Genomic DNA, 22,205 nt, shown 5'->3' on the forward strand with positions numbered 1-22,205 from the left:
GGGCGCCACCGGACCCGGGGACGCGACCCCCGGGGACGCGAACCCCGGGCATGAAAACCCGGAACGCGAACCCGGGGGATGCGAACCGGAACGCGAACCCGGGGGCGTGGACCGGGGGCGAGCCACGGCGCACGAACCCGGGGCGCGGTGGTCACAGGGCGGCCACGTCGGCCAGGATCCGGGCCTGCCGCATCATCCGGACGCTGTTGTCGAGGGAGGCGTCCTCCTCGACGCTCCAGAGGACGTACTCCACGTGACGGGCGACCGTCCACGCGCGGAGCCGGTGCACGTCCAGGTCGAGCGCGTCGGCCAGGAGGGCGGTACGGTGCCGCAGCACCCGGTGGGGGTCGGGGTGGGCGAAGGGGTCGTCCACCTGCTCCAGCAGCGGCCAGGGGTCGAACGCCGGGTCTCCTGTCACGGGTTTGGCGTCGATGGCCAGCCAGGGTTCGCGTTCGGCCGCGAGGATGTTGCCCGGATTGAAGTCGCCGTGCAGCAGCACCTCGCGGTCGGCCGTCGCGGGCAGTTCCCGCAGCAGGCGGGCGGCCGTGGTGAACAACCCCTGATCCAGCTCCGGGGGCCACTCGCGGGCGGCGCGCTGTTCCGCGAGGTCGGCCCACTCGCCGGTGACCCGCCGCAGCGGGTCGAACGGGCTGGCGGCCGGGACGTCCCTCCAGAGCCGGTGTAGCACCTGGGCCGCCGCCAGGAGCCGGTGTTCGGCGGGGAGTTGGTTGGCCGTCCCGAGTTCGGTGCCGGGCTGGCAGCGCTCCAGCAGCAGCGCGTACCGCTCCGCGTCGTGGTCGTACACTCTGGCGGCGCCGTTTCCGGCCCAGAGGTCCAGCGCTCGCCCCTCGTGCGTCGCCTCGGGGTGCGGCCAGGTCACCTTGAGGACTGCGGGGCTGCCGTCGGGTCGCTCCACGGGGGCCGCCCAGGAGCAACTGCCGCCGTGGTAGGGCGGTTTGAGCCGGAGCCTCCAGCGGCGCCGCAGTTCGTCGACGAGGTCCGGAAGCTGGTGGAGCCATTCCCGTCCGCTGGCCGTCCGGCGCATTTCGGTCAGCACGGGCAGGGTGGCGGGGAAGAGCAGGGGCTCTGGCATGGGTGGGGCTCCGGGCGGTGGCCGTGGGTGAGGGGCGGGGCGAGCCGGGGGCGAGGCGTGGGGCGACGAGGGGGTGGGCGGAGACGGGGAGGGGTGCGAGGGGCCGGGGGGGGCTGACGTGGGTGAGGTTACGTGGCGCGGCCCCGGCGTTCCCCCCGATATGTGGTGAGCCCGTGGGTTCGGGGCCGGTGGGCGCGTGAGCCATGGACGCTGGGGCCGGTGAGCCGGTGAGCCGGTGAGCCGGTGAGCAGGTGAGCCCGTGGACTCGGAGGCCGTGGGCCGGTGGGGGCCCGTGGATCCCGGGCATGTGGCCCCGTGGGTTCGTGGCCGTGGTTCGCCGGGGGCGGGTGGGCCGGTGTGGCGGTCACGGACCGGGGCGGGACGTGCGGTGCGGTTGGTCCAGGGGAGGGTGCGGGTGCGTGGAGCCCGATCCCCGGGCGGGCCACCCGCGGATCACCCGGCGGATCACCCGGCGGGCGGTGCCGGTGATGCGCGGACGCCGGTGGCTGGTCATGGTGGGGACATGAACCCGAGACGTTCCGGATCCCGTATCGGTGTGGCGGAGCGCGGTGACGGGGGTCTGCTGACGCCCCGCCGGATCACGGTGGCCGTGGTCACCGTGCTCGCGCTGATCTTCGTCTTCGAGAACACCGGAAGGACCCGGATTCGGCTGCTCATCCCCGAGGTCACCCTGCCGCTGTGGGTGGCGCTCCTCGGGATGGGCTTTATCGGCTGGCTGTGCGGGGCGCTCTCGCTGCGCCGCAAACGCTGAGCCCGGCGGAGCACGCCCCACCGTCCGGAGGTACGGCTGGGGCGTCCGGCGGGCGTACGAGGGCGGCCGCGTGCCCGCGTACGTCCGGCACCGGTCGCCGCTCCCGCACCGACGGCCGACCGCACGCGCGGTAGCGGCGCCGCGGGGTCCGTCGGACCTCCGCGCGCCGGGACCGAGGGGACCGAGGGGACCGTGGAGGTCGCACGGGTCAGCGGGCGCCGGGCGGCGGGCCCCGGACGGCCGTCCGCTCGCCGTCCTCCCCGGCGCGCCGCGCCCCAGCGCCCACCGCTCCCGGGCACCCCGCCGCCCACCGCCTCGGAGCCGTCCCGCTGATCCGGCTCGCCCCCCTCAACCCGCCCCGCCCGATCCGTCTCACCCCATCCCGGGGCGGGGGTGCCGCCGGGCGGGGCGGTGTCAGTGGGGCGCGTGAGAATGCGGGTATGCGTAACAACACCGTGTTGCTGGACGCGCCGTCCAACCTTGGTCTCCGTCAACCGACTTCGGGCAGCGTCCCGGGGTGCTGCAAACTCGCCGGGGCGCTGCGGGACCAGGGGCTGCTGCGCCGCCTGGGGGCGGTGGACGGCGGGGTGGTGGTGCCGCCGCGCTACGACCGCTCCGGCTGGCGGCCGGGGGACGGGGTGGCGAACGCGGCGGCGATCGCCGCGTACACCCGGCGGCTGGCGGACCGGCTCGAACGGCACGTCCGGGCGGGCGACTTCGTGGTGGTGCTGGGCGGGGACTGCTCGATCATGCTCGGCACCGCCCTCGCGCTGCGCCGGGTCGGACGGTACGGGCTGGCGTATCTGGACGGGCATGACGACTTCCGCCACCCGGGAAACGCGCCGCTGGCCCGGATCGGGGCGGCGGGCGGTGAGGACGTCGCGCTGGTGACCGGCCGTGGCCAGGAGGATCTGACGGATCTGGAGGGACTGCGGCCCTATCTCCGGGACGAGGACGTGCGGTTGCTCGGGCTGCGCGATCCGTGGAACGAACCGGAGAGCTGCGCCGAGGAGCTGACCGGTCTCGGCATCGCGAACACCGCGGTGGCCGAGATCAGGCGGCGCGGAGCGGACGTGGTGGCGCGGGAGGCGCTGGGGCGGCTGGAGGACGGCGAACGGGACGGATTCTGGGTGCACATGGACGCCGACGTGCTGGATCCCACGGTGATGCCCGCGGTGGACAGCGACGAGCCGGGCGGGCTCACGCTGGAGGAGACCCGGGCGCTGCTCCGTCCGCTGCTGGGCTCACCGCGTTGCGCCGGGTTCCAACTGACCATCTACGACCCGGACCTGGACCCCGAGGGTAGGTGCGCCGCGCTGCTGGCCGGGCTGCTCGGCGAGGTGCTGGGGGATGGCTGGGGGAGTTGACGGCGAAGCCGCCCGCCCACTCACCGTGAGCACTGGTCAAGCGGGCGGTGCACCGTGTTCCATGGTCATCGGGGGGTCCCGGGAAGGCGGCGGCACCCATACGAGAGAGTGAGGTTGCCGTGGCCACGACCGTACGCCGCAGCACTGTGACCCTGCCCGTGGCGGCGCTCGGCGCGGAGAATCCGCTGCCTCCGCTACTGCCGCTGGCTCGCACCCACACCGTGGACGCCGGGCAGCGGGCGCAGCTGCCGCCGGACATGGCCCGGCAGACGGGCTACGCGCCACCCCCCACCGTGCTGCCCACGCGGGTGCTCGACGGCTACGGCCGTCACCGGGTCCCGACGGAACTGGACGCCCTGGTGCTGGAGAGCGACCGGTTGCGGGTGACGGTCCTGCCGGGGCTCGGCGGCCGGGTGTGGTCCCTCTTCCACAAGCCGAGCGAGCGGGAGCTGCTGTACTCGAACCCGGTGGTGCAGCCCGCCAACTTCGCGCTGAACGGGGCGTGGTTCTCGGGCGGTATCGAGTGGAACATCGGCACCACGGGCCACTCCACCCTGTCCTGCGCGCCGGTGCACGCCGGGATTGTCCCGGCGCCCGACGGTGGCCGGATGCTGCGGTTGTGGGAGTGGGAGCGGCTGCGGAACACGCCGTTCCAGGTGGACCTCTGGCTGCCGGAGGGGAGTGACTTCCTGCACGTGGGGGTGCGGGTGCGCAATCCGCACGACCGCACGGTCCCGGTGTACTGGTGGTCCAACACCGCGGTGCCGGAGACGGAGGACACCCGGGTGCTGGCCCCGGCGGACGAGACCTGGCACTTCGGGTACGACCGCACGCTGCGCCGGATGCCGTTGCCGGAGTGGGAGGGCGTGGACCGGAGTTACCCCTCGCGTGGCACCTTCCCGGCCGACTTCTTCCACGAGCTGCCGGTCGAGGAGCGCCGGTGGATCGCCGCGCTGGACGGCGCGGGGCGGGGGCTGGCGCAGACGTCCACCGACGTGCTGCGGGGCCGGAAGCTGTTCGTCTGGGGGTCCGGGCCGGGTGGCCGCCGCTGGCAGCGGTGGCTGACGGAGCCGGGCACCCCGGGGTACGCGGAGATCCAGGCGGGGCTGGCGCGCACGCAGCTGGAGCACCTGCCGCTGGCGGCGGGGGAGGAGCTGACCTGGGTGGAGGCGTACGGCCCGCTGGCCGCGGATCCGGAGCTGGTACACGGCGCGGACTGGCGGGCGGCGCGCGCGCACGCGGCGGAGCGGCTGGAGGAGGCCCTGGGCCGGGCCGAGTTGGAGGCGGCGTACGCGGCGTGGCGGGGTGTGGCCGAGGTCGATCCGGAGGGTCCGCCGCTCGCCGTCGGTTCGGGGTGGGGCGCGCTGGAGGTGGAGCGGGGCGGCTACCGGCTGCCGGGGACGCCCTTCCGCGCGGAGACGATGGGCGGTGAACAGGAGCCGTGGCGGCGGCTGTTGCACACCGGCGTGCTTCCGGTGCCGGACCGGGAGCTGCCGCCGGGGCCGACGCTGGTGGCGCCGGAGTGGCGGGAGGTGCTGGAGGCGGCGGACGCCGACGCCTACGCCCGGTACGTCCTCGACTACCACCTGGGGGTGGCGCAGTGGCACGCCGGGGATCGCTCGCAGGCGGTGCGGAGTTGGGAGCGTTCGCTGGGACACACGCCGAACTGGCCCGCGCAGCGCTGCCTGGCGGTGGCGGCGGCGCGGGAGGGGGACGCGGAGCGGGCGGCGGAGCGCTGGCTGAGCGCGTACCGGCGGCTGGGCGAGGAGTGGCGGGCGGGGGAGCGGTGGACGGCGGCGCTGGCCGCGCTGGCGCGGGAGACGGTGGAGGGGCTGCTGGCGGTGGGGCGCGCGGCGGAGGCGCGGGCGGTGCTGGAGGGGGAGGACGGACTGGCGCGGCTGCCACGGGAGGTGGCCGGGCGGGGCCGGTTCCGGCTGTTGCGGGCGCGGGTGCTGGCCGCGCTGGGGGAGCGGGAGGCCGCTCTGGAGATATTCGGGGAGGGTTTCGAGGTGGACGATCTCCGGGAGGGCGAGGAGGCGCTGGGCGAGACGTGGGCGGCGCTGTCCTCGGAGCCGCTGCCGGAGAGGTACGACTTCCGGATGCGGCCCGCCTGATCGGGACGCGGCCCGCCCTCGGCGGGACCGCTCGTGGCCGGACCGGCGTGGGGGCGGGAGGTGCCCGAGGCGGGCGCGGGCGCCGAAACGGGCAGGCCCGGGCGCATCAACGGGCAGGCTTCGCGCGGGTGTTGGCCGGAAGGGCGGGTTCCGGGCGAGAGGCGGGGCCTCGGCGGCCGAGGGTCGTCCGGGGAAGCGGGCAAAAACGGGCGTGATCGTCGATGCCACGGTCCTGTTGGGGGGTGGGGTGGCGCTGTAGAACTCTCCACACGGGCCCGAACGGGCAGTTGGCTGACCGGACGGAGGGGAGGTGCGGTGGGCCGTGGGCGCTGAGGAACGTCAGCGGGAGATCGTGGGGGCTGCCCGCCGTAGGGGTTCTGTCGATGTGGCGGACCTCGCCGTGGAGTTGGGCGTCGCGAAGGAAACGGTTCGGCGCGATCTGCGGGTGCTGGAGTCGCACGGCCTGTTACGGCGCACCCACGGGGGCGCGTATCCGGTGGAGAGCGCCGGGTTCGAGACCTCGCTGGCCTTCCGCACCACCATGCACGTCCCGGAGAAGCGCCGGATCGCCGCCGCCGCGGCCGAGTTGCTCGGTGAGGCGGAGACGGTCTTCGTGGACGAGGGCTTCACCCCGCAGCTGGTGGCGGAGGCGCTGCCCAGGGACCGCCCACTGACCGTGGTCACCGCCTCGTTGACGACCGCCGGGGTACTGGCCGAGGCGGAGAACACCACGGTGCTGCTGCTGGGCGGCCGGGTGCGGGGCCGCACCCTGGCCACCGTCGATCACTGGACGACGCGGATGCTCGCCGGGTTCGTGATCGACCTGGCGTACGTCGGGGCGAACGGCATCTCCCGGGAGCACGGGCTCACCACCCCCGATCCGGCGGTCAGTGAGGTGAAGGCGCAGGCGATCCGGGCGTCCCGGCGGCGGGTCTTCACCGGACTGCACACCAAGTTCGGCGCGGTGAGCTTCTGCCGCTTCGCGGAGGTCGGTGACTTCGAGGCGGTGGTGACCACGACCGGGCTGCCCGCCTCCGAGGCCCAGCGCTACTCGCTGCGCGGCCCGCAGGTGATCCGCGTCTGACCGCCCGGCGCGCGTCGCCCGGCCCGCCGTCCCGCGACCACCCCACCCACCCCGTGTCCACCCCTTCACCCCCGCGCCACCCCCTCCTCTCGCGGAACGCTCCCGGGACCCCCGGGCCGCCCCCAACTCCCCGCGAGATCCCGGGGGTTCACCGGAGCTTCCCGGGACGCTCCGGGATGCCCCGGGCCTCCCGGGTCCGCGCGGTTCCGCTTCGTTTCCGGTTCCCGTTCCCCGCTGTCTGACTTCCCGCTCACACCGGGCCTCCCGGGGCGGCCGGGCCCGCCCGGCCGCTCCGTTCCGCCTCGCGGGCCGTGCCGCCCGGTGTGTGCCGGGTGCCCGCCGTGTCCCCAACGAGCAGGAGGCATCCATGCGCGGCCAGTTCCGCCACCGAACGCGGGCGGCCGTCGGCGCCGCCCTGGCCACCGTGCTGCTGGCGTCCTGCGCCGGGTTCGGGGCCCTCGGGTCCGGCGGCGACACCATCAACGTCCTCATGGTGAACAACCCGCAGATGACGGAGTTGCGAAAGCTGACACAGAAGCACTTCACCGCGAGGACCGGCATCAAGGTCAACTTCACGCTGCTCCCGGAGAACGAGGTCCGCGACAAGATCAGTCAGGACTTCGCCAATCAGGCGGGCCAGTACGACGTGGCCACCATCAGCAACTACGAGGCCCCGATCTACGCCAAGAACGGCTGGCTCCGCGAGCTGGACTCGTACGCGAAGCGGGACCGGGGCTTCGACCAGGCGGACGTCCTCCCCTCCATCCGGCAGTCCCTGAGCGGCAGCGACGGGAAGCTCTACGCCCAGCCCTTCTACGGCGAGTCCTCCTTCCTGATGTACCGGAAGGACGTCTTCGCCAAGCACGGGCTGAACATGCCCAAGAAGCCCACCTGGCGGCAGGTCGCCCGGCTCGCGGCGCGGGCCGACGGCGCCGAGCGCGGCATGCGCGGCATCTGCCTGCGCGGGCTGCCGGGCTGGGGCGAGGTGATCGCCCCGCTCACCACCGTGGTCAACACCTACGGCGGTACCTGGTTCGACAAGGACTGGAACGCCCGGCTGGACAGTCCCGAGTTCACCCGGGCCGTGAAGTTCTACGTCGGACTGGTGCGGAAGCACGGGCAGTCCGGGGCCGCCCAGTCCGGCTACGCGGAGTGCCTGAACAACATGACGCAGGGCAAGACCGCGATGTGGTACGACGCGACGGCGGGTGCGGGCTCGCTGGAGGCGTCCTCCTCCCCGGTCCGCGGCAAGGTCGGCTACGTGCCCGCGCCGGTCGAGCGCACCGAGTCCTCCGGCTGGCTCTACACCTGGGCCTGGGGGATCCAGCAGGCCAGCCCGAACCCGGACCGGGCCTGGGAGTTCATCTCCTGGGCCTCCGGCAAGGGGTACGAACGGCTGGTGGGGAAGGTCAGCGGCTGGGCCAACGCCCCCGCCGGGAAACGCGCCTCCACCTACCGGCACCCCGGCTACCGGCGGGCCGCGGGCGCCTTCCACGAGGTGACCCGGGAGGCCATCACCCGGGCCGACCCCCGCGACCCCGGCGTGCAGAAACGGCCCACCATCGGCGTGCAGTTCGTCGACATCCCGGAGTTCGCTGAGGTCGGTACCAAGGTGTCGCACGAGATCAGCGCGGCCATCGCGGGCCGCAAGTCAGTCGAGTCGGCGCTGCGCGCCTCGCAGGAGCTGGCCGAGGAGATATCCGAGGAGTACCGGGGCCGATGACCACCACCAGGACATCCCGAGAGGGGGGCGGGACCACGCTCGCCGCCCGCCCCCGGCCGCGCGCGGAGCGGGGCGCTCCCCCCGGGCGGCTGCGGGCCTGGGTGACCCGGGCGCCGCTGCTGCCCGCGCTGGTCTTCCTGATCGTCGTCACGCAGCTGCCGTTCGTCGCCACCCTGGTCATCTCGTTCTTCGACTGGAACGCGCTCTACCCGGACGCCCGCGAGTTCGGCGGTCTCGCCAACTACCGCGAGGTGCTGGGCGACGCGGACCTGCGGGAGGCGGTGCTGACCACGGCCGTGCTCACCGCCGCCGTGGTGCTGACCAGCCTGGTGCTGGGGCTCGCGCTGGCGCTGCTGCTGGACCGCCGGTTCGCCGGACGCGGGGTGGTGCGCACGATGCTGATCGCGCCGTTCCTGCTGGTTCCGGTCGCCGCGGCGCTGCTGTGGAAACACGTGCTGTACAACCCGGAGTACGGGCTGATCAACGGAGTGCTGAGCTGGCTGCCGGGGGAGGGACCGCAGCCCGACTGGATCGGTGAGATGCCGCTGCTCGCGGTGGAGGCGGCGCTGATCTGGCAGTGGACGCCGTTCATGATGCTGATCCTGCTGGCCGGGCTCCAGAGCAGACCGACGGACGTGGTGGAGGCGGCGCGGATCGACGGGGCGGGCCCCTGGCAGGTCTTCCGCTACCTGACCTTCCCGCACCTGCGCCGCTACCTGGAGCTGGGGGCGCTGCTCGGCTCGATCTACATCGTGCAGAACTTCGACGCGGTGTTCACCATCACCTCCGGCGGCCTCGGCACCGCGAACCTCCCCTACGCCGTCTACCAGACCTTCTACCAGGGGCAGGAGTACGGGGTGGCGTCGGCCGCCGGGGTGCTGGTCGTCATCGGCTCACTGGTCATCGCCACCCTCGCGCTGCGGGTGGTCTCGTCCCTGTTCCGTGAGGAGGCTGGCCGATGAGCGCCACCGCGTCCGGGTCCCCCGCGGCCCCCGGGCCCCCCGAGTCCCCCGCGTCCGCGCCGGGGTCCGGCCGCCGACCCGCCGACCGGGGGCGCCCGCCCCGTCGACGGCGCACCGCCGACGCCGCGTTGGGACTGCTGGCCTGGGCGGCCGGTCTGTTGTTCGCGCTGCCGATCGGCTGGATGGCGCTGACGTCCTTCCACTCGGAGCCGGACGCGGCGACCAACCCGCCCTCGGTCACGGCCCCGCTGACGCTCGACGGCTACCGCGAGTTCTTCGGCGGGGACGGCGGGGCGGGGCCGTGGCCCGCGCTGGCCAACTCCGCCGCCGCCTCGGTGGTCTCCACGGTGGCGGTGCTGCTGCTGGCGCTGCCCGCCGCGTACGCGCTGGCCATCCGGCCGGTCCGCAAGTGGCGGGACGTGCTGTTCTTCTTCCTCTCCACCAAGATGCTGCCGGTGGTGGCCGGACTGCTACCGGTGTACCTGTTCGCGAAGCACACCGGTGGCCTGGACAACATCTGGCTGCTGATCGTCCTGTACACCTCGATGAACCTGCCGATCGCGGTGTGGATGCTGCACTCCTTCCTCGCCGAGGTGCCACGCGCGCTGATCGAGGCGGCGCAGCTGGACGGCGCGCGGCTGCCCACCATCCTGCGCCGCGTCATCGCCCCGGTGATCGCGCCGGGCATCGCCGCGACCGCGCTGATCTGCTTCATCTTCAGCTGGAACGAGATGCTGTTCGCGCGGGTCCTGACCGGTGTCGTCGCCCAGACCGCACCGGTCTTCCTGACCGGCTTCATCACCAGCCAGGGCCTGTTCCTGGCGAAGGTGTGCGCCGCGTCGCTCGTCATCTCCCTGCCGGTGCTGGCCGCGGGGTTCGCCGCCCAGGACAAACTGGTCCAGGGCCTGTCGCTAGGAGCCGTGAAATGAAGGCAGCCCTCGTCGAGTCACCCGGCGTCGTCTCGCTGACCACCGTCCCCGATCCGGCGCCCGGCCCCCACGAGGTGGTGGTGGAGGTCGCCGCCTGCGGGCTGTGCGGCACCGATCTGCACATCCTCCAGGGCGAGTTCGCGCCCTCGCTGCCGCTCGTGCCGGGCCACGAGTTCGCCGGGCGGATCGTCGCCCGGGGGCGCGAGGTCACCGGGTTCGCCGACGGCGACCCGGTCGCCGTCGACCCCTCCCTGTACTGCTACGCCTGCCGCTACTGCCGGACCGGCCACAACAACCTCTGCGACCGCTGGGCCGCGATCGGGGTGACCACCGCCGGAGGCGCCGCGCAGTTCGCGGTGGCGCCCGCGGCGAACTGCGTCCGGCTGCCCGAGCACGTGCGCACCCAGGACGCGGCGCTCATCGAGCCGCTCTCCTGCGCGGTACGCGGCTACGACGTACTGCGCAGCCAACTCGGCTCCCAGGTACTGATCTACGGCTCCGGCACCATGGGCCTGATGATGCTGGAGCTGGCCAAACGGACCGGCGCCGCGAGCGTCGACGTCCTGGACCTCAACGCGGAACGGCTGGCGACCGCCCGCACGCTGGGCGCCTCCCGCTCCGCCGCCACCGCCGAGGAGCTGGACCAGCCGCGCGGCTGGGACCTGGTGGTCGACGCCACCGGCAACGCCGCCGCCATCCAGGACGGGCTCTCCCGGGTCGCGAAGGCCGGAACCTTCCTCCAGTTCGGCGTCGCCGACTACGCGACGCGGGCGACGATCGAGCCGTACCGGATCTACAACCAGGAGATCACCATCACCGGCTCGATGGCGGTGCTGCACAGCTACGAGCGGGCTGCCGAACTGTTCGCCGGCGGCGTCCTCGACCCGGAGGTCCTCATCTCGGACCGGCTGCCGCTGGACGACTACCCGGAGGCGCTGGAGCGGTTCGCCGCCGGGCGGGGCCGCAAGATCGTCGTGGTCCCCTGAGGCGCTGGCCCCTGAGGCGGGATGCCCCCGGGGTGGGTGCGGGGAGTGCCGGGCGCTCCCCGCACCGCTCAGCCCGCCGCGCCGCGCTGGTCGACGTACTCGAAGACGCTGCCGTCCGGATGACGAGCGATCACGTTCCGCCCGGCGGCGGTCGGTTTCGGGCCCGCGACGATCTGCGCGCCGACGGCCTGGAGGTCGGCCACCGCCTCGTCCACGTCCCGCACCGCGAGCGTCGCCGTGATCTTCCGCAGCACCTCCAGATGGCCCTCGGGCCCGCTCATCAGAAAGAAGGGGCCGACCGCCGCGACCTCCACCGGGCCGTTCTCGAACCGCATCGCCGCGGCGCCCGTCAGCTTCTCGTACACCGGTACGGCGGCGTCCAGGTCGTCGACGCAGACGCGCAGTGAGGTCCCCAGAATATCCATGGGGGCGAGCCTAGTTGGCGGGCCGACGCCCCGTCAGACGAGGCACCGGATCACGCCGCGCCACACCGGGCCACGGCCCTCCGCGACCCGGTCTCCGCCCTCCGCGACCCGGGGCTTTCCGCCCTCCGTGTTCTGCGTGGTCTCCCGTCGCTAGGCGCGCGGTTCGCGGCCCAGCGCCGCCATGACCTCCTGGACGTTCTGGTAGGTGTGCCCGGAGGGGAGTTCGTGGACCACGCCGACCATCTGGTCCGGCGCGTACCGGTCCCGCAGGGTGCGTTCCAGCCCCTCCCGGTCGCTCGGGAACGCGTGACGTCCGCCGAGTTGCCGGGCGAGATCCGACCGCAGCGCCTCGTCCTCCGACTCCTGGAGGGTCGGCGCTCCCGCCGGGGGCACCGGGCGTTCGGTCAGCTCCGGATCGTCGTCGGCGCCGGGCTCGACGTCGTCCCACTCCTCGGCGCGGGTCGGGTGACCGGAGCGCAGATGGCCCTCCAGCTCCCGCTTCGCCTCGTCGTCGCGCTGCTGGCTCAACCTGTTGCTGCCACGTTGCATGTCGCTCCTCCACGTGCTCTTGCCGGGCGCGGACGGGACCCGCCGGGCATGCGACGGACCGCCGCCCGCCCCCCACCGGAGGGACCGGGGCCCCGGCCTCCTCCGTACGGCGCGCTACGAGTACCCGCCGTCCGGCGGCTGACACCGGCGGGCGCCGGCGGCCGTCCCCGGCCCGGGAGAGCGGGCGGCGGCCTCCCGGCACGCCCCACCGCGCCGACGTTTGGGGCGGGTGTGTACGGGCATCCGAGCCCCCGCGCTTCGGATGCGAAGGCACGTCCGCGGGAGCGGCGTCCCGTGTCGGCCGCGCGGGTTCACCGGGCGGCCGGGATCGCCGAGACCGTGCCGCGCGCCCGCGGTCGATCCCCGAAACCGTCCACCACGTATGGGGAGTGACGCAGCACATGACCACGCACGCCATCACCGGACGAGTCCGTGCCCCGCGTGCCCGTCACCCGCACGACGACGCCCCCGACACCGACGCCGACCTCCGCCGGATCGCCGCGCTACCCGACGGGCCGCGCCGGGAGCGGCTGCGGGAGGAGGTGGTACGCGCCTGGATACCGATGGCGGAGCGGCTCGCCCGGCAGTTCCGCGACCGCGGCGAGTCACTGGAGGACCTTCAGCAGGTGGCGGCGCTCGGCCTGGTCAAGGCGGTGGAGCGGTACGACCCGGAGCGGGGCAGCGCCTTCGAGAGCTTCGCCGTGCCCACCATCGCCGGGGAGATCAAGCGGCACTTCCGCGACCACATGTGGGACCTGCACGTGCCGCGCCGGGTGCAGGAGCTGCGCAACCGCGTGCGGACGGGCTGGCGGGAGCTGAGCCTGACGCTCGACGGGGAACGGCCCGGCGTCGACCGGCTCGCGGAGCACACCGGGCTCACCCGGGACGAGGTCCGGACCGGGATGGAGGCGCTGGAGAGCTACAACGCGCTGTCCCTGGAGGCCGAACTCCCCGGCGCCGACGACGGATACGCGCTGCGGGACACCCTCGGCGACTCCGAGCCGGGCTTCGACCGGATCGTCCACCGGGAGGCGGTCAAGCCCCGGCTGCGACGACTGCCGGAGCGCGAACAGCGGATCCTCTACCTCCGGTTCTTCTGCGATATGACCCAGACCCGGATCGCGGAGCGGCTGGGCATCTCCCAGATGCACGTCTCGCGGCTGATCAGCCGCAGCTGCGACCGGCTGTACCGGGAGGTGGAGGGCGAGACCGGCGCCCGGGGACCCGGCCCGTACGGCGGTGCGGAGCGCCCCGGGGACGGCGGCGACGCGGCCGGTTCCGTTCCCCCACCCGCCGCCGCGTGACGGGATCGCTCGGACGAACGCGGTAGCCGAAACGTGTCTTCCCCGGGCGGCTCCGCCGCGTCTGCCAGAGTGGCTCCGGATACCAGTTTGTCCGATCTACATCATCCGGGGCCCGGGTCTCCGGGCACGGCAGACGGCGGAGACAGGGAAGCGGATGCGGGCCACCGAGCACGACGGGCGTACCCGTCCGGTCGCTTTGGCCGCCTGCGGGTACTGGGAGCGGCGCGGTATGCCGACCGCCCCCGGCCAGGTGGCCGTCGCCCCCGGGGCGCCGCTCCTGCTGCTCGCGGTGCTCGCCGCGGACGCCGCCGCCCGGGAGGCCGCCGGCCGGCCCCTGCCGGGCAACGGCGGCGGCGTACTGCTGCCCCGTCCCTGCCCCGCCTGGTACGCGCCGCCCGCACGGCTGCTCGGCCGCCCGGTGCTGCCGGTGCCGGTCCCCGCCGAGTGCGGCGGGGTGCCCGACCCGGTGGCGCTGGCGGAGGCGGTGCGCCGGGCGGCCGAACGCGGCGTCGAGCCCGGGGCGCTCCTGCTGTCCGTCGCGGACGACATCACGGGGACGGCGGCCCCGCCCGAGCTGCTGCACGAGGTGTGCGAGGCGGCGACCGACGCGGGGCTTCTCGTCGTGAGCGACGAGACCTGGCGCGACACCTCGCACGGCGCGCACGACACGCTGATCGTCTCGCCCGGGGAGATGCTGCACGGCGGGCCGCACGAGTCCGCCGCCGTGGTCCTGGCCGACCTCGGGGAGGAGCCGGAACCGGGCGGTCCCACGGTCGGGATCGTCCGCTGCCCCCCGGCGGCGGACCCCGGCCCGTCGCTGGGCGCCCGGGTGCGCGCGGTACTGGACACGCTGCGCGGCACCGTGCCCGTCGCCTGCGCCGACGCGGCGGCCGAGGTGCTCGCCGAGGCCGGTCCGGCCCGGGAGCGCCGCGCCGCCGCGGGACGGACCCGGGGCGAGCTGGCCACGGCGCTGTACGAGCGGGCCACGGCGGCCGGGGCGCTGTGCCGCCCGCCGCGTCTGGGGTCCGCGGTCTACGCCGACCTGGAACCGCTGCGACCCCGGCTGGCCGGACGCGGGGTGGTGGACGCGGCGGGGCTGGAGGCCGAACTGGTGCGGCACCTCGGCCCGTACGCCGAGGGGGGCCACCGGTTCGGTGACGATCCGCACGCCCTACGGGTGCGCCTGCACACCGGGCTTCTGGCCGCGCCGGGCGGGCGGCGGGGCGGCCGCTCGCCGGGGGAGCCCCGCTCGCTCGGCGAGCCGGGGGTGGAGGAGGCGCTGAACTCGCTGGAGTCGGTACTGGCCGCCCTCACGGATGGGAGCCCCCCGCGATGACCGAACGTGCCGACGAGCACCCCGAGGACGTCTCCGACGACCCGTGGCCCTCCGGGGCGGCCACCTCGCCGCCGTCCGGGCCACCGGTCCCCGCCGTCCCGCCGGGCCGCCCCGGGATCGCCCCCGGACGGGAGAGGCGCCCACGCCAGGGACCGGCGGCCGCGCCGGACCGGAGCACGGCCGTGCCCCCGCTGACCGCCCCGCACCCGCTCGGGGCGCGACGGCTGTGGCCCCGCTCCTTCGCCGACCGGCTGACGGCGCCGCTGCCCGGGGTACGCGACATGGCGCGGATCGCCCGTGAGGGTGGGTCCCGCCCCGGCGCCGCCAGCGGCCGTCTGCCGGAACTCCCCTTCGAGCCGGGCCCGTTGCCCGATCCCGGCCCGGAGTGCGTCGCCGCGACCTGGGCCGGGCACGCCAGCTGGGTGCTGCGGGTCGGCGGGCTCACCGTGCTCACCGACCCGGTGTGGTCGCACCGGATCCTCGGCACCCCCGCCCGCCTCACCCCCGTCGGGGTGGCCTGGAGCCAATTGCCGCCGGTGGACGCCGTGGTGATCTCGCACAACCACTACGACCACCTGGACGCCCCCACGCTGCGGCGGCTGCCGCACGCCACCCCGCTCTTCGTCCCGGCCGGGGTGGGCGCCTGGTGCCGGCGGCGCGGCTTCACCCGGGTCACCGAACTCGACTGGTGGGAAGGGGCCGAGCTGCCCGCTCCCGGGGGCGCCCGGGTGCGCTTCGACTTCGTCCCCTCGCACCATTGGTCCCGCCGCACCCTCACCGACACCTGCCGCTCACTGTGGGGCGGCTGGGTGCTGACCGACAGCCGGGGCGAGCGGGTGTACTTCGCGGGCGACACCGGCTACGGCCACTGGTTCACCGAGATCGGTGAGCGCTATCCGGGAATCGGCCTGGCCCTGCTGCCCATCGGCGCCTACGCGCCCCGCTGGATGCTGCGCCCGGTGCACACCGACCCGGAGGAGGCGGTGCGCGCCTGCCGGGACTTGGGCGCCCGCGCGATGGCGCCGATGCACTGGTCCACCTTCCGGCTCTCCGCCGAGGACCCGCTGGAGCCGCTCGTCCGGGTCCGCGCCGCCTGGGCCGCGACCGGCCGCCCCCGCTCGGAGCTGTGGGACCTGCCGGTGGGGGGCTCCCGCGTCCTCGGCTGACCCGCCGGACACGACCGCCCCGCCGCTCAGGAGAGGCGCTCGCGGCCGTGCCGCATCCGCCGCCACAGCGCCGGAGCCCCGCCGAGCACCAGGGCGAGCGCCACCGCCGCCGCCACGCCCTCCCACGGCTCGGCGAACAGCGACCCGCCCACCACGCCGACGACCTGGTAGGTCACCGCCCAGGCCAGCGCGGCCGGCAGGTTCCCCCGGACGAACTCCCGCATCGGCATCCGCGCCAGCAGGCAGGCCAGCATCACCGGGATACGCCCGGCGGGCACCAGCCGGGACACCACCAGCACCGTGATCCCGTGCTCGCGCAGCCGCCGCTGCGCCTGCGCCAGCCGCTCGGGCGCCGCGCGCTCCCGCAGCCTCTCCAGCCAGCGCGAGCCGTTCCTCGACCCCACCCCGCGGCGGCCCAGCCAGAACAGCGCGGTGTCCCCGGCGAACGCGGCGGTGCTCGCCACCAGGCAGACCACCAGCAGTGAGAGCGGCGGGACGCTCTGGTGCAGCGCGACCACGGCGGCGCTGCTCACCAGGGCTCCGGTCGGCACCACCGGCACCAGCGAGCCCAGCACCACCAGCAGGAAGAGCGAGGGGTAGCCCAGCGCGTGCTGGGTGGACTCGTCCGGCACGACGACCGTCTCGCCCACACCGAGCAGGTACCGCCCGACGTCGCCCAGCCGGGTGATCGGTTCCATCACCGCTCGGCCCCCAGCGCGGCCGTCTCCCCGTGACCCAGCGGGCGGACCCGCACCCGCGGGGCGAGCCGCGCCGCGTGGCGCGCGAACTCCTCGCCCGGGGCGTGGAACTCGTGCGGCCGGACCGCGTCCAGCCCTATCGGCCAGTACGTGCCGTAGTGCACTGGAACGGCACAGCCCGGCGCCAGCCGGGTCAGCGCCTCGGCGGCCCGCCGGGCGTCCAGATGCCCCGCGCCGAGGAAGGGGCCCCAGCCGCCGACCGGCAGCAGCGCCACGTCCACCGGGCCGACCTCGCCCGCCATGCCGTCGAACAGCCCGGTGTCCCCCGCGAAGTAGGTGCGGGCCGCGCCCTCCACCACGTACCCCAGGGCGGGCGCCCGCTGCGGACCGTACGGCAGACGGCGGCCGTCGTGCGCGGCCGGGACCGCCCGGACGCGCAGCGGCCCGACCCGCACCTCGTCCCCCGGCCCGACCTCGACCACGTCCAGCTGGTCAGCGACCCGGCGCAGGCCCGGCACCCAGCGCACCGCGCCGCGCGGCAGCACGGTCCGGGTGCCGGTGGCAAGCCGCGCCAGCGAGCGCACGTGCAGGTGGTCGGCGTGCAGATGGGAGACGAGGACGGCGTCCGGGCTCAGGGCCCCGGCCGGGGGCAGCGCGCCCCGGCGTCTGCGCAGGTGCGCCAGCCGCCGGACCAGCAGCGGATCGGTGAGCAGCGTGGTTCCGGAGTCCCGCAGCGCCGTCGTGGCGTGGCCCCACCACGTGACCTCTACCGGCAAGACCGCTCCTCTCGGCTCTCGGTGGCGCGCGGTGCCCGCGCCCGCCACGGCCGTACGCGACGGGGAACGCCGCCGCCGGCTCCGCCCCGGGCGCCGCGCCCCCCGAGCGTACTCGCCGCCCCCGTCCGGGGAGGGCGGGCGGGACCGGGTCGCCGCCCACCCGGCCCGGACGCGGCGGCACGGCCGACAGGGGAGACCGCGCACCGGCGTCCGGGGTTGAGCGCCCGTGCGCGAGGCCGCGCCGGAGCCCGCCGGAGACCAGCCGGAGACGCGGGCCGCGCCACCCGCGGGCCGGACGGGTGGCCTCCGGACGGGGCGCGGCACTGTGCAAAAGTAGGCGAGGTATCCCAGGGCGTGCGGGGGCGTGGAGAGCCGGACCCCTGGTACGCGGCGGGCGAAACCCCGGCGAACGTGGGTGAAATCCGGTGGACCCGGGGATGGTCCACCGGGCCGGAGAACCAGAGAGGGGTGAGGGGGAGCGTTGCGACGGGGCGTACCACCGTGGCGGAGCCTCGGCTCCGGAGCCCTCCGGGTCTGCGCCGTGTGGCTGGTGACCACGCTCACCATGCTGGGCCTGGCCGGGGTGCTGCCCGAGTTCCGGCTCCAGTCGGCCGACGGGGACAGCGCCACCGTCGTCGGCATCACCGCGGCCGTCGGCGCGGGCGCCTTCGGACTGCTGAGCGCCCTGGTCTGGCCCGTGCTGGTGCGGGCGCTGCTGCTCGTGCCCGCGCTGGTCCTCGGGCTGCTGGTGTTCTTCCTCAACGGCTCGCTGCTCTGGCTGGCCCTCTACCTCGTCCCTTACGGGCGGGGAAGCGTCGACCCGACCACCGCCGTCGTCGTGGCCGCCGCGATGTCCGCCGCCTCCTCGGCGACCAGCACCTTCCTCGCCGTCCGGGACGACGACGCCTACCGTCGCCGGCTGACCCGGCTCGCTGACCGGGACCGCCGGCGCGCCGGAGCCGCCGGGGCGCCTGCCACCCCCGGCACCCTCTTCCTCCAGCTCGACGGAGTGGGCCACGCGGTCCTGCGCGAGGCGATCGCCGGGAGCGAGGACGATCCGCCGGTGATGCCGACCGTCGCCCACCTGGCCGCCACCACCCACCGGCTCACCCCGTGGCGCACCGACTGGCCCAGCCAGACCGGCGCCAGCCAACTCGGCATCCTGCACGGCAGCAACGCCGACGTGCCCGCCTTCCGCTGGTACGAGAAGGAGACCCGGCGGGTGATGGTCAGCAACCACCCCAGCAGCGCCGCCGAACTCCAGCGCCGCGCCGTCGCCACCACCGGCGACCGGGGGCTGCTGGCGCTGGACGGCGCGAGCCGCGGCAACCTCTTCAGCGGCGGCGCGGGGCAGTCGGCGCTGGTCCTGTCCGTCGCTGGACGGCGCGGCCGGGACAACCGCTCCCGCGACGGATACTTCGCCTACTTCTCCGATCCGGCCAACGCCACCCGCACCGCGGCCTCCTTCGTCGCGGAGGTCCTCCGCGAGATCGGCCAGTCCCTTCGCGCCCGGGTCCGCCGGGACGGGCCGCGGGTCTCCCGCGGCGGGCTGTACCCGCTCATCCGGGCCTTCGCCACCGTCGTCCAGCGGGACGTGGTCGTCGCCGCCGTCCTCGGTGACCTGTTCAGCGGGCGCACCGCCGTCTACGCCGACCTGGTCGCCTACGACGAGGTGGCCCACCACTCCGGGCCCCGGGGCCGGGACAGCCGCCAGGTGCTGCGCCGCCTCGACCGCGCCGTGGCGCTGATCACCAAGGCGGCGCGGCGCGCCCCCCGCCCGTACCACGTGGTGCTCCTCTCCGACCACGGCCAGAGCGCCGGGGAGACCTTCGCCAGCGCCTACGGGCTCTCCCTGGAGGACCTGGTGCGCGCGGGCTGCGGACTGCCCGTCTCCCGGCGGGCCCGCCGCTCCGCCAGCGGCTCGGAGGCGCGCGGCTCCGCGCGCAGCGCGCTGCGACGTCCCGAGGAGAGCGAACCGTGGGCCGAGGACGCCGGGCGGGGCGCGCCGCCGGAGGCGGGAGAACCGGCGCACGGGGCCGAGCCGGTGGTGCTCAACTCCGGCAATCTGGGCCTGGTCTCGTTCCCCGACATGCCGGGCCGCGCCTCCCGGGAGCGGATCGAGCGGCGGCACCCGGCGCTGCTCCGGGTCCTCGCCGACCACCGGGGCGTGGGGTTCGTCCTGGTACGCGGCGCGCGCCACGGGCCGGTCGTGCTCGGCCCCGGCGGCGGGGAGCACCGGCTGGAGACAGGCGAGGTGATCGGCCCCGACCCGCTGGCCCCCTTCGGCCCGGGCGCGGCCGAGGCGGTGCGCCGCACCGCCTCCTTCCCGCACGTCGCCGACATCATGGTCAACTCGGCGGTCGACCCCGCGACGGGCGCGGTGCACGCCTTCGAGGAACAGATCGGGTCACACGGCGGGCTCGGGGGAGAGCAGGGAGAGGCGTTCCTGCTGTCCCCGCGCCAGCTGTCCCCGCCGGAGGCCGACGGCCGTGGCCCGCTGGTCGGCGCCGAGCGGGTGCACGCGGTGCTGCGCCGTTGGCTCGCCGAGTCCGGTGGTGAACCGGCCGGGTGGTCCGCCGAGTTCGGCAGCGCCCCGGGCGGGGACCTGCCGCCCGTGCCCAGCCGCTGACCCCGGCCGCGTCCGCGCGGCCGGGGCTCCCCGGCACGGAGGGGTGGGAGGGACCGTCAGGCGCGGGCGCGCTCGGCCTCCCGGATCGGCGCGCCGACCTCCCGCAGGTGACCCAGCGCCTCGCTCCAGGAGCGCACCAGCCCGGTCTCGTGGTAGGGGATGCCCAGTTCCGCGCAGTACCGCCGCACGATGGGGCGGGCCTGGCGCAGGTGCGGGCTCGGCATGCTCGGGAACAGGTGGTGCTCGATCTGGTAGTTGAGCCCGCCGAGCGCCAGGTCGGTGAACCAGCCGCCGCGCACGTTGCGGGAGGTGAGCACCTGGCGGCGGAGGAAGTCCGGCCGGTCCTCACCGGTGAGCGTCGGCATGCCCTTGTGGTTCGGCGCGAAGATCGACCCCAGGTAGACCCCGAAGACGGCCTGGTGCAGGAAGAGGAAGGCGAGGGCCAGCCCGGGCGACAGCACCGTGAACAGCAGCACGGTGTAGCCCACCAGGTGCGCCGCCAGCAGGGTGCCCTCCAGCCACCGCTGCTTCATGTGCGGGGCGCGCAGCGCGCGGACGCTGGAGACGTGCAGGTTGAAGCCCTCCAGCGTGAGCAGCGGGAAGAACAGCCCGGCCTGCCGCCGCCCGATGAAGCGGGGCAGGCCCCGGGCCGCGCGCGCCTGCCGGGTCGACCAGATGAGGATGTCCGGCGCCACGTCCGGGTCCAGCTCCTCGTGGTTCGGGTTGGCGTGGTGCCGGGTGTGCTTGTTCATCCACCAGCCGTAGGACATCCCGATCCCCAGGTTCCCGGCGATCAGCCCGGAGAGCTGGCTGGCCCGGCGCTTCCGGAAGACCTGACGGTGCGCCAGGTCGTGGGCGACCAGCGCGACCTGCCCGAAGACCAGCCCCATGGCCACGGCGACCGCCAGCTGCCACCAGCTGTCACCGACGGTGAGGAACGCCGTCCAGCCCGCGACGAGTGCGAGGCCCACCAGGGTGAGCCGGAGGGCGTAGTAGCCGGGCCTGCGCCGCAGCAGCCCGGCCTCGGAGACCCGCTGGGCGAGCCGTGCGAAGTCGCTGCCCTGGCGGGCGAGGTGGGGTGGGGCCTCGATCACTGTCGTCATGCCCGTGAGCCTCGCAGCGGCCCCTTGGGTGCCGACAGCCGCTCAGCCGGTGTATGACCCGGGGGGTGTCCCACCCTCGGGGGTGTACCCAGGTACACCCCCGGGCCTCGGGCCTTCCCCCGGCCCGACCCCGGCCGCCGCCCCGCGCGACCCCGGTTGCCCCCGGTGTCGTGACCGGCGCGGGTCCGGCGCCGTGCGGCCGCGCTCCGCCGTTCTACGGCCCGGAACCCGCGCCGCGCAACGGGATATGACGGCGGCGGGGCGGAACCACACGGTCCGCGGGGGCCGAGACGGGGAGCGGGCGGGAGCGGGCGGGGCCGTGGCGGGCCCCGCGGGGTCAGTAGTCCTGCGAGGCGTCCCGGGGCGGGCCGCCGTCCGGCAGCTGCGAGCGCAGCCGCCGCAGGTGGACCTGACGGCTGAACCGGATCACCGGCCGGACCATCAGTTCGAGGCTGCCGGCCACGAAGAACCAGGTCCCGGCCCGCGTCCCGTGCGGCGCGAGGAAGAGCAGGCTGCCGACGAGGAACCAGACGGCGATGAGGAGATCGTTGACGACGCTGACGACCTCGTACCGCTGACGGAGTACCAGCTCCTCGCGCCCGACGCGGAGGGTGAGGGCCTCGTCGTGGTGCCGGGACGCCGCGGTGGACGCGTTCTCCTGGTCCATGGCCGCACCGTAGAGGACGCGGCGACCGCCGCCCGGCACCGCGCCGCCGCCGTGGCGCGCCGCCCCGGGCGGGCGCGCCATCCGACGGGGCGCCCGCGGACCCGGCGGTAGCCGGGCGGCCGTGCGAGGCTGACAACCGGCCGGATGACCCCCTGTGGACCGCCGGTTGGCGGCGGCCCCCGGCCCGAGGAGAGGAGACCGGCATGCCCCCCGAGCCACTGAGCCCCGCCCGTGTCCAGGAGGCGCTCGCCGAACTGCCCGGCTGGAGTGTGGAGGAGGAGCGGGTGGCCCGCCACTACCGGCTCCCCGGGCACTTCCCGGCCGCCGCGCTGGTGACGCACGTCGCCGCGATCCAGGAGGAGCTGGGGCACCACGCCACGCTCACGCTGGGGTACAACACCGTGGACGTGGCGGTGAACACGCACAGCGTGGGCGGGCGGATCACCGAGCTGGACATCGCCCTGGCCCGCCGGATCGAGGCCATCGCCGCCGGGCACGGCGCGGGCTGACCCGGGTGGGCGC

Annotated in this window: 20 protein-coding genes; 13 read left to right on the forward strand and 7 right to left on the reverse strand. The window is 75.2% G+C overall.

Translation table 11 applies throughout. From position 1 onward, the window contains the following. Positions 1–151: 151 nt before the first annotated feature. The gene (locus tag E0L36_RS15080; protein WP_180929535.1) at positions 152–1,093 is read right to left on the reverse strand and encodes an aminoglycoside phosphotransferase family protein; all 942 of its coding nucleotides are present in this window, start codon (positions 1,091–1,093) and stop codon (positions 152–154) included. Between the two features lie 523 nt (positions 1,094–1,616). Between E0L36_RS15080 and E0L36_RS15085 the strand changes: the two genes are divergently transcribed. The 8 genes from E0L36_RS15085 to E0L36_RS15120 all read left to right on the forward strand — a co-directional run bounded on the left by E0L36_RS15085 (position 1,617) and on the right by E0L36_RS15120 (position 11,030). Further along, the gene (locus E0L36_RS15085) at positions 1,617–1,865 is read left to right on the forward strand and encodes a DUF1049 domain-containing protein (RefSeq protein WP_180929536.1); all 249 of its coding nucleotides are present in this window, start codon (positions 1,617–1,619) and stop codon (positions 1,863–1,865) included. Positions 1,866–2,305: 440 nt separating this feature from the next. Next, on the forward strand, positions 2,306–3,232 hold the full coding sequence (locus tag E0L36_RS15090) for an arginase family protein (RefSeq protein WP_180929537.1): 927 nt from the start codon (positions 2,306–2,308) through the stop codon (positions 3,230–3,232). 119 nt (positions 3,233–3,351) lie between these two features. Next, complete coding sequence (locus E0L36_RS15095; RefSeq protein ID WP_180929538.1) at positions 3,352–5,346, forward strand: DUF5107 domain-containing protein; 1,995 nt, start codon at positions 3,352–3,354, stop codon at positions 5,344–5,346. Between the two features lie 322 nt (positions 5,347–5,668). Continuing rightward, entirely contained in the window at positions 5,669–6,430 is a 762-nt protein-coding gene (locus tag E0L36_RS15100) for a DeoR/GlpR family DNA-binding transcription regulator (protein ID WP_180929539.1), read from the forward strand. A gap of 367 nt (positions 6,431–6,797) precedes the next feature. After that, complete coding sequence (locus E0L36_RS15105) at positions 6,798–8,153, forward strand: sugar ABC transporter substrate-binding protein (RefSeq protein ID WP_180929540.1); 1,356 nt, start codon at positions 6,798–6,800, stop codon at positions 8,151–8,153. Beyond that, entirely contained in the window at positions 8,150–9,115 is a 966-nt protein-coding gene (locus E0L36_RS15110) for a carbohydrate ABC transporter permease (RefSeq protein WP_180929541.1), read from the forward strand. The genes E0L36_RS15105 and E0L36_RS15110 overlap by 4 nt, the downstream gene beginning before the upstream one ends. Further along, positions 9,112–10,044, forward strand: coding sequence for a carbohydrate ABC transporter permease (locus tag E0L36_RS15115; protein ID WP_180929542.1), 933 nt, complete (start codon positions 9,112–9,114; stop codon positions 10,042–10,044). The genes E0L36_RS15110 and E0L36_RS15115 overlap by 4 nt, the downstream gene beginning before the upstream one ends. Then, positions 10,041–11,030: a zinc-dependent alcohol dehydrogenase family protein gene (locus E0L36_RS15120; RefSeq protein ID WP_180929543.1), complete on the forward strand. Its 990-nt coding sequence runs from the start codon at positions 10,041–10,043 to the stop codon at positions 11,028–11,030. Before E0L36_RS15115 ends, E0L36_RS15120 begins: the two co-directional genes overlap by 4 nt. 68 nt (positions 11,031–11,098) lie before the next feature. Here E0L36_RS15120 and E0L36_RS15125 read toward each other — a convergent pair whose 3' ends face one another. Together E0L36_RS15125 and E0L36_RS15130 are read right to left on the reverse strand one after the other, a co-directional pair. After that, a complete protein-coding gene (locus E0L36_RS15125) occupies positions 11,099–11,455 on the reverse strand; it encodes a VOC family protein (protein WP_180929544.1) in 357 nt (118 codons plus the stop codon). Between the two features lie 150 nt (positions 11,456–11,605). Next, positions 11,606–12,004, reverse strand: a complete 399-nt coding sequence (locus tag E0L36_RS15130; protein WP_180929545.1) for a DUF2795 domain-containing protein — start codon at positions 12,002–12,004, stop codon at positions 11,606–11,608. A gap of 401 nt (positions 12,005–12,405) precedes the next feature. Here E0L36_RS15130 and E0L36_RS15135 point away from each other — a divergent pair, with 401 nt between their 5' ends. From E0L36_RS15135 to E0L36_RS15145, 3 genes are all read left to right on the forward strand, one after another. Further along, entirely contained in the window at positions 12,406–13,308 is a 903-nt protein-coding gene (locus tag E0L36_RS15135) for a SigB/SigF/SigG family RNA polymerase sigma factor (protein ID WP_180929546.1), read from the forward strand. A 154-nt stretch (positions 13,309–13,462) separates the two neighbouring features. Then, a complete protein-coding gene (locus E0L36_RS15140; RefSeq protein WP_180929547.1) occupies positions 13,463–14,644 on the forward strand; it encodes an aminotransferase class I/II-fold pyridoxal phosphate-dependent enzyme in 1,182 nt (393 codons plus the stop codon). Continuing rightward, a complete protein-coding gene (locus tag E0L36_RS15145) occupies positions 14,641–15,810 on the forward strand; it encodes an MBL fold metallo-hydrolase (RefSeq protein WP_258016170.1) in 1,170 nt (389 codons plus the stop codon). Before E0L36_RS15140 ends, E0L36_RS15145 begins: the two co-directional genes overlap by 4 nt. A gap of 26 nt (positions 15,811–15,836) precedes the next feature. Here the strand turns inward: E0L36_RS15145 and E0L36_RS15150 are convergent, their stop codons facing one another. Together E0L36_RS15150 and E0L36_RS15155 are read right to left on the reverse strand one after the other, a co-directional pair. Beyond that, positions 15,837–16,508 (reverse strand): DedA family protein, encoded by a 672-nt coding sequence (locus E0L36_RS15150; RefSeq protein ID WP_180929548.1) that lies wholly within the window; start codon positions 16,506–16,508, stop codon positions 15,837–15,839. Beyond that, positions 16,508–17,284: an MBL fold metallo-hydrolase gene (locus E0L36_RS15155; protein WP_180929549.1), complete on the reverse strand. Its 777-nt coding sequence runs from the start codon at positions 17,282–17,284 to the stop codon at positions 16,508–16,510. The genes E0L36_RS15150 and E0L36_RS15155 overlap by 1 nt, the downstream gene beginning before the upstream one ends. 481 nt (positions 17,285–17,765) lie before the next feature. On the opposite strand from E0L36_RS15155, the gene E0L36_RS15160 reads away from it, so the two are divergent. Next, positions 17,766–19,913 carry a phage holin family protein gene (locus tag E0L36_RS15160; RefSeq protein WP_258016171.1) on the forward strand — a complete coding sequence of 716 codons (2,148 nt, stop codon included), beginning with the start codon at positions 17,766–17,768 and terminating at the stop codon, positions 19,911–19,913. 56 nt (positions 19,914–19,969) lie between these two features. Here E0L36_RS15160 and E0L36_RS15165 read toward each other — a convergent pair whose 3' ends face one another. Both E0L36_RS15165 and E0L36_RS15170 read right to left on the reverse strand, forming a co-directional pair. Next, a complete protein-coding gene (locus E0L36_RS15165; protein WP_180929550.1) occupies positions 19,970–21,016 on the reverse strand; it encodes an acyl-CoA desaturase in 1,047 nt (348 codons plus the stop codon). A 337-nt stretch (positions 21,017–21,353) separates the two neighbouring features. Beyond that, entirely contained in the window at positions 21,354–21,683 is a 330-nt protein-coding gene (locus E0L36_RS15170; protein ID WP_180929551.1) for a YrhK family protein, read from the reverse strand. Positions 21,684–21,886: 203 nt separating this feature from the next. Between E0L36_RS15170 and E0L36_RS15175 the strand changes: the two genes are divergently transcribed. Next, positions 21,887–22,192 carry a 4a-hydroxytetrahydrobiopterin dehydratase gene (locus E0L36_RS15175; protein WP_180929552.1) on the forward strand — a complete coding sequence of 102 codons (306 nt, stop codon included), beginning with the start codon at positions 21,887–21,889 and terminating at the stop codon, positions 22,190–22,192. Positions 22,193–22,205 lie beyond the last annotated feature (13 nt).

The organism is Streptomyces sp. AJS327 (assembly GCF_013450295.1).
Taxonomy (GTDB): domain Bacteria; phylum Actinomycetota; class Actinomycetes; order Streptomycetales; family Streptomycetaceae; genus Streptomyces.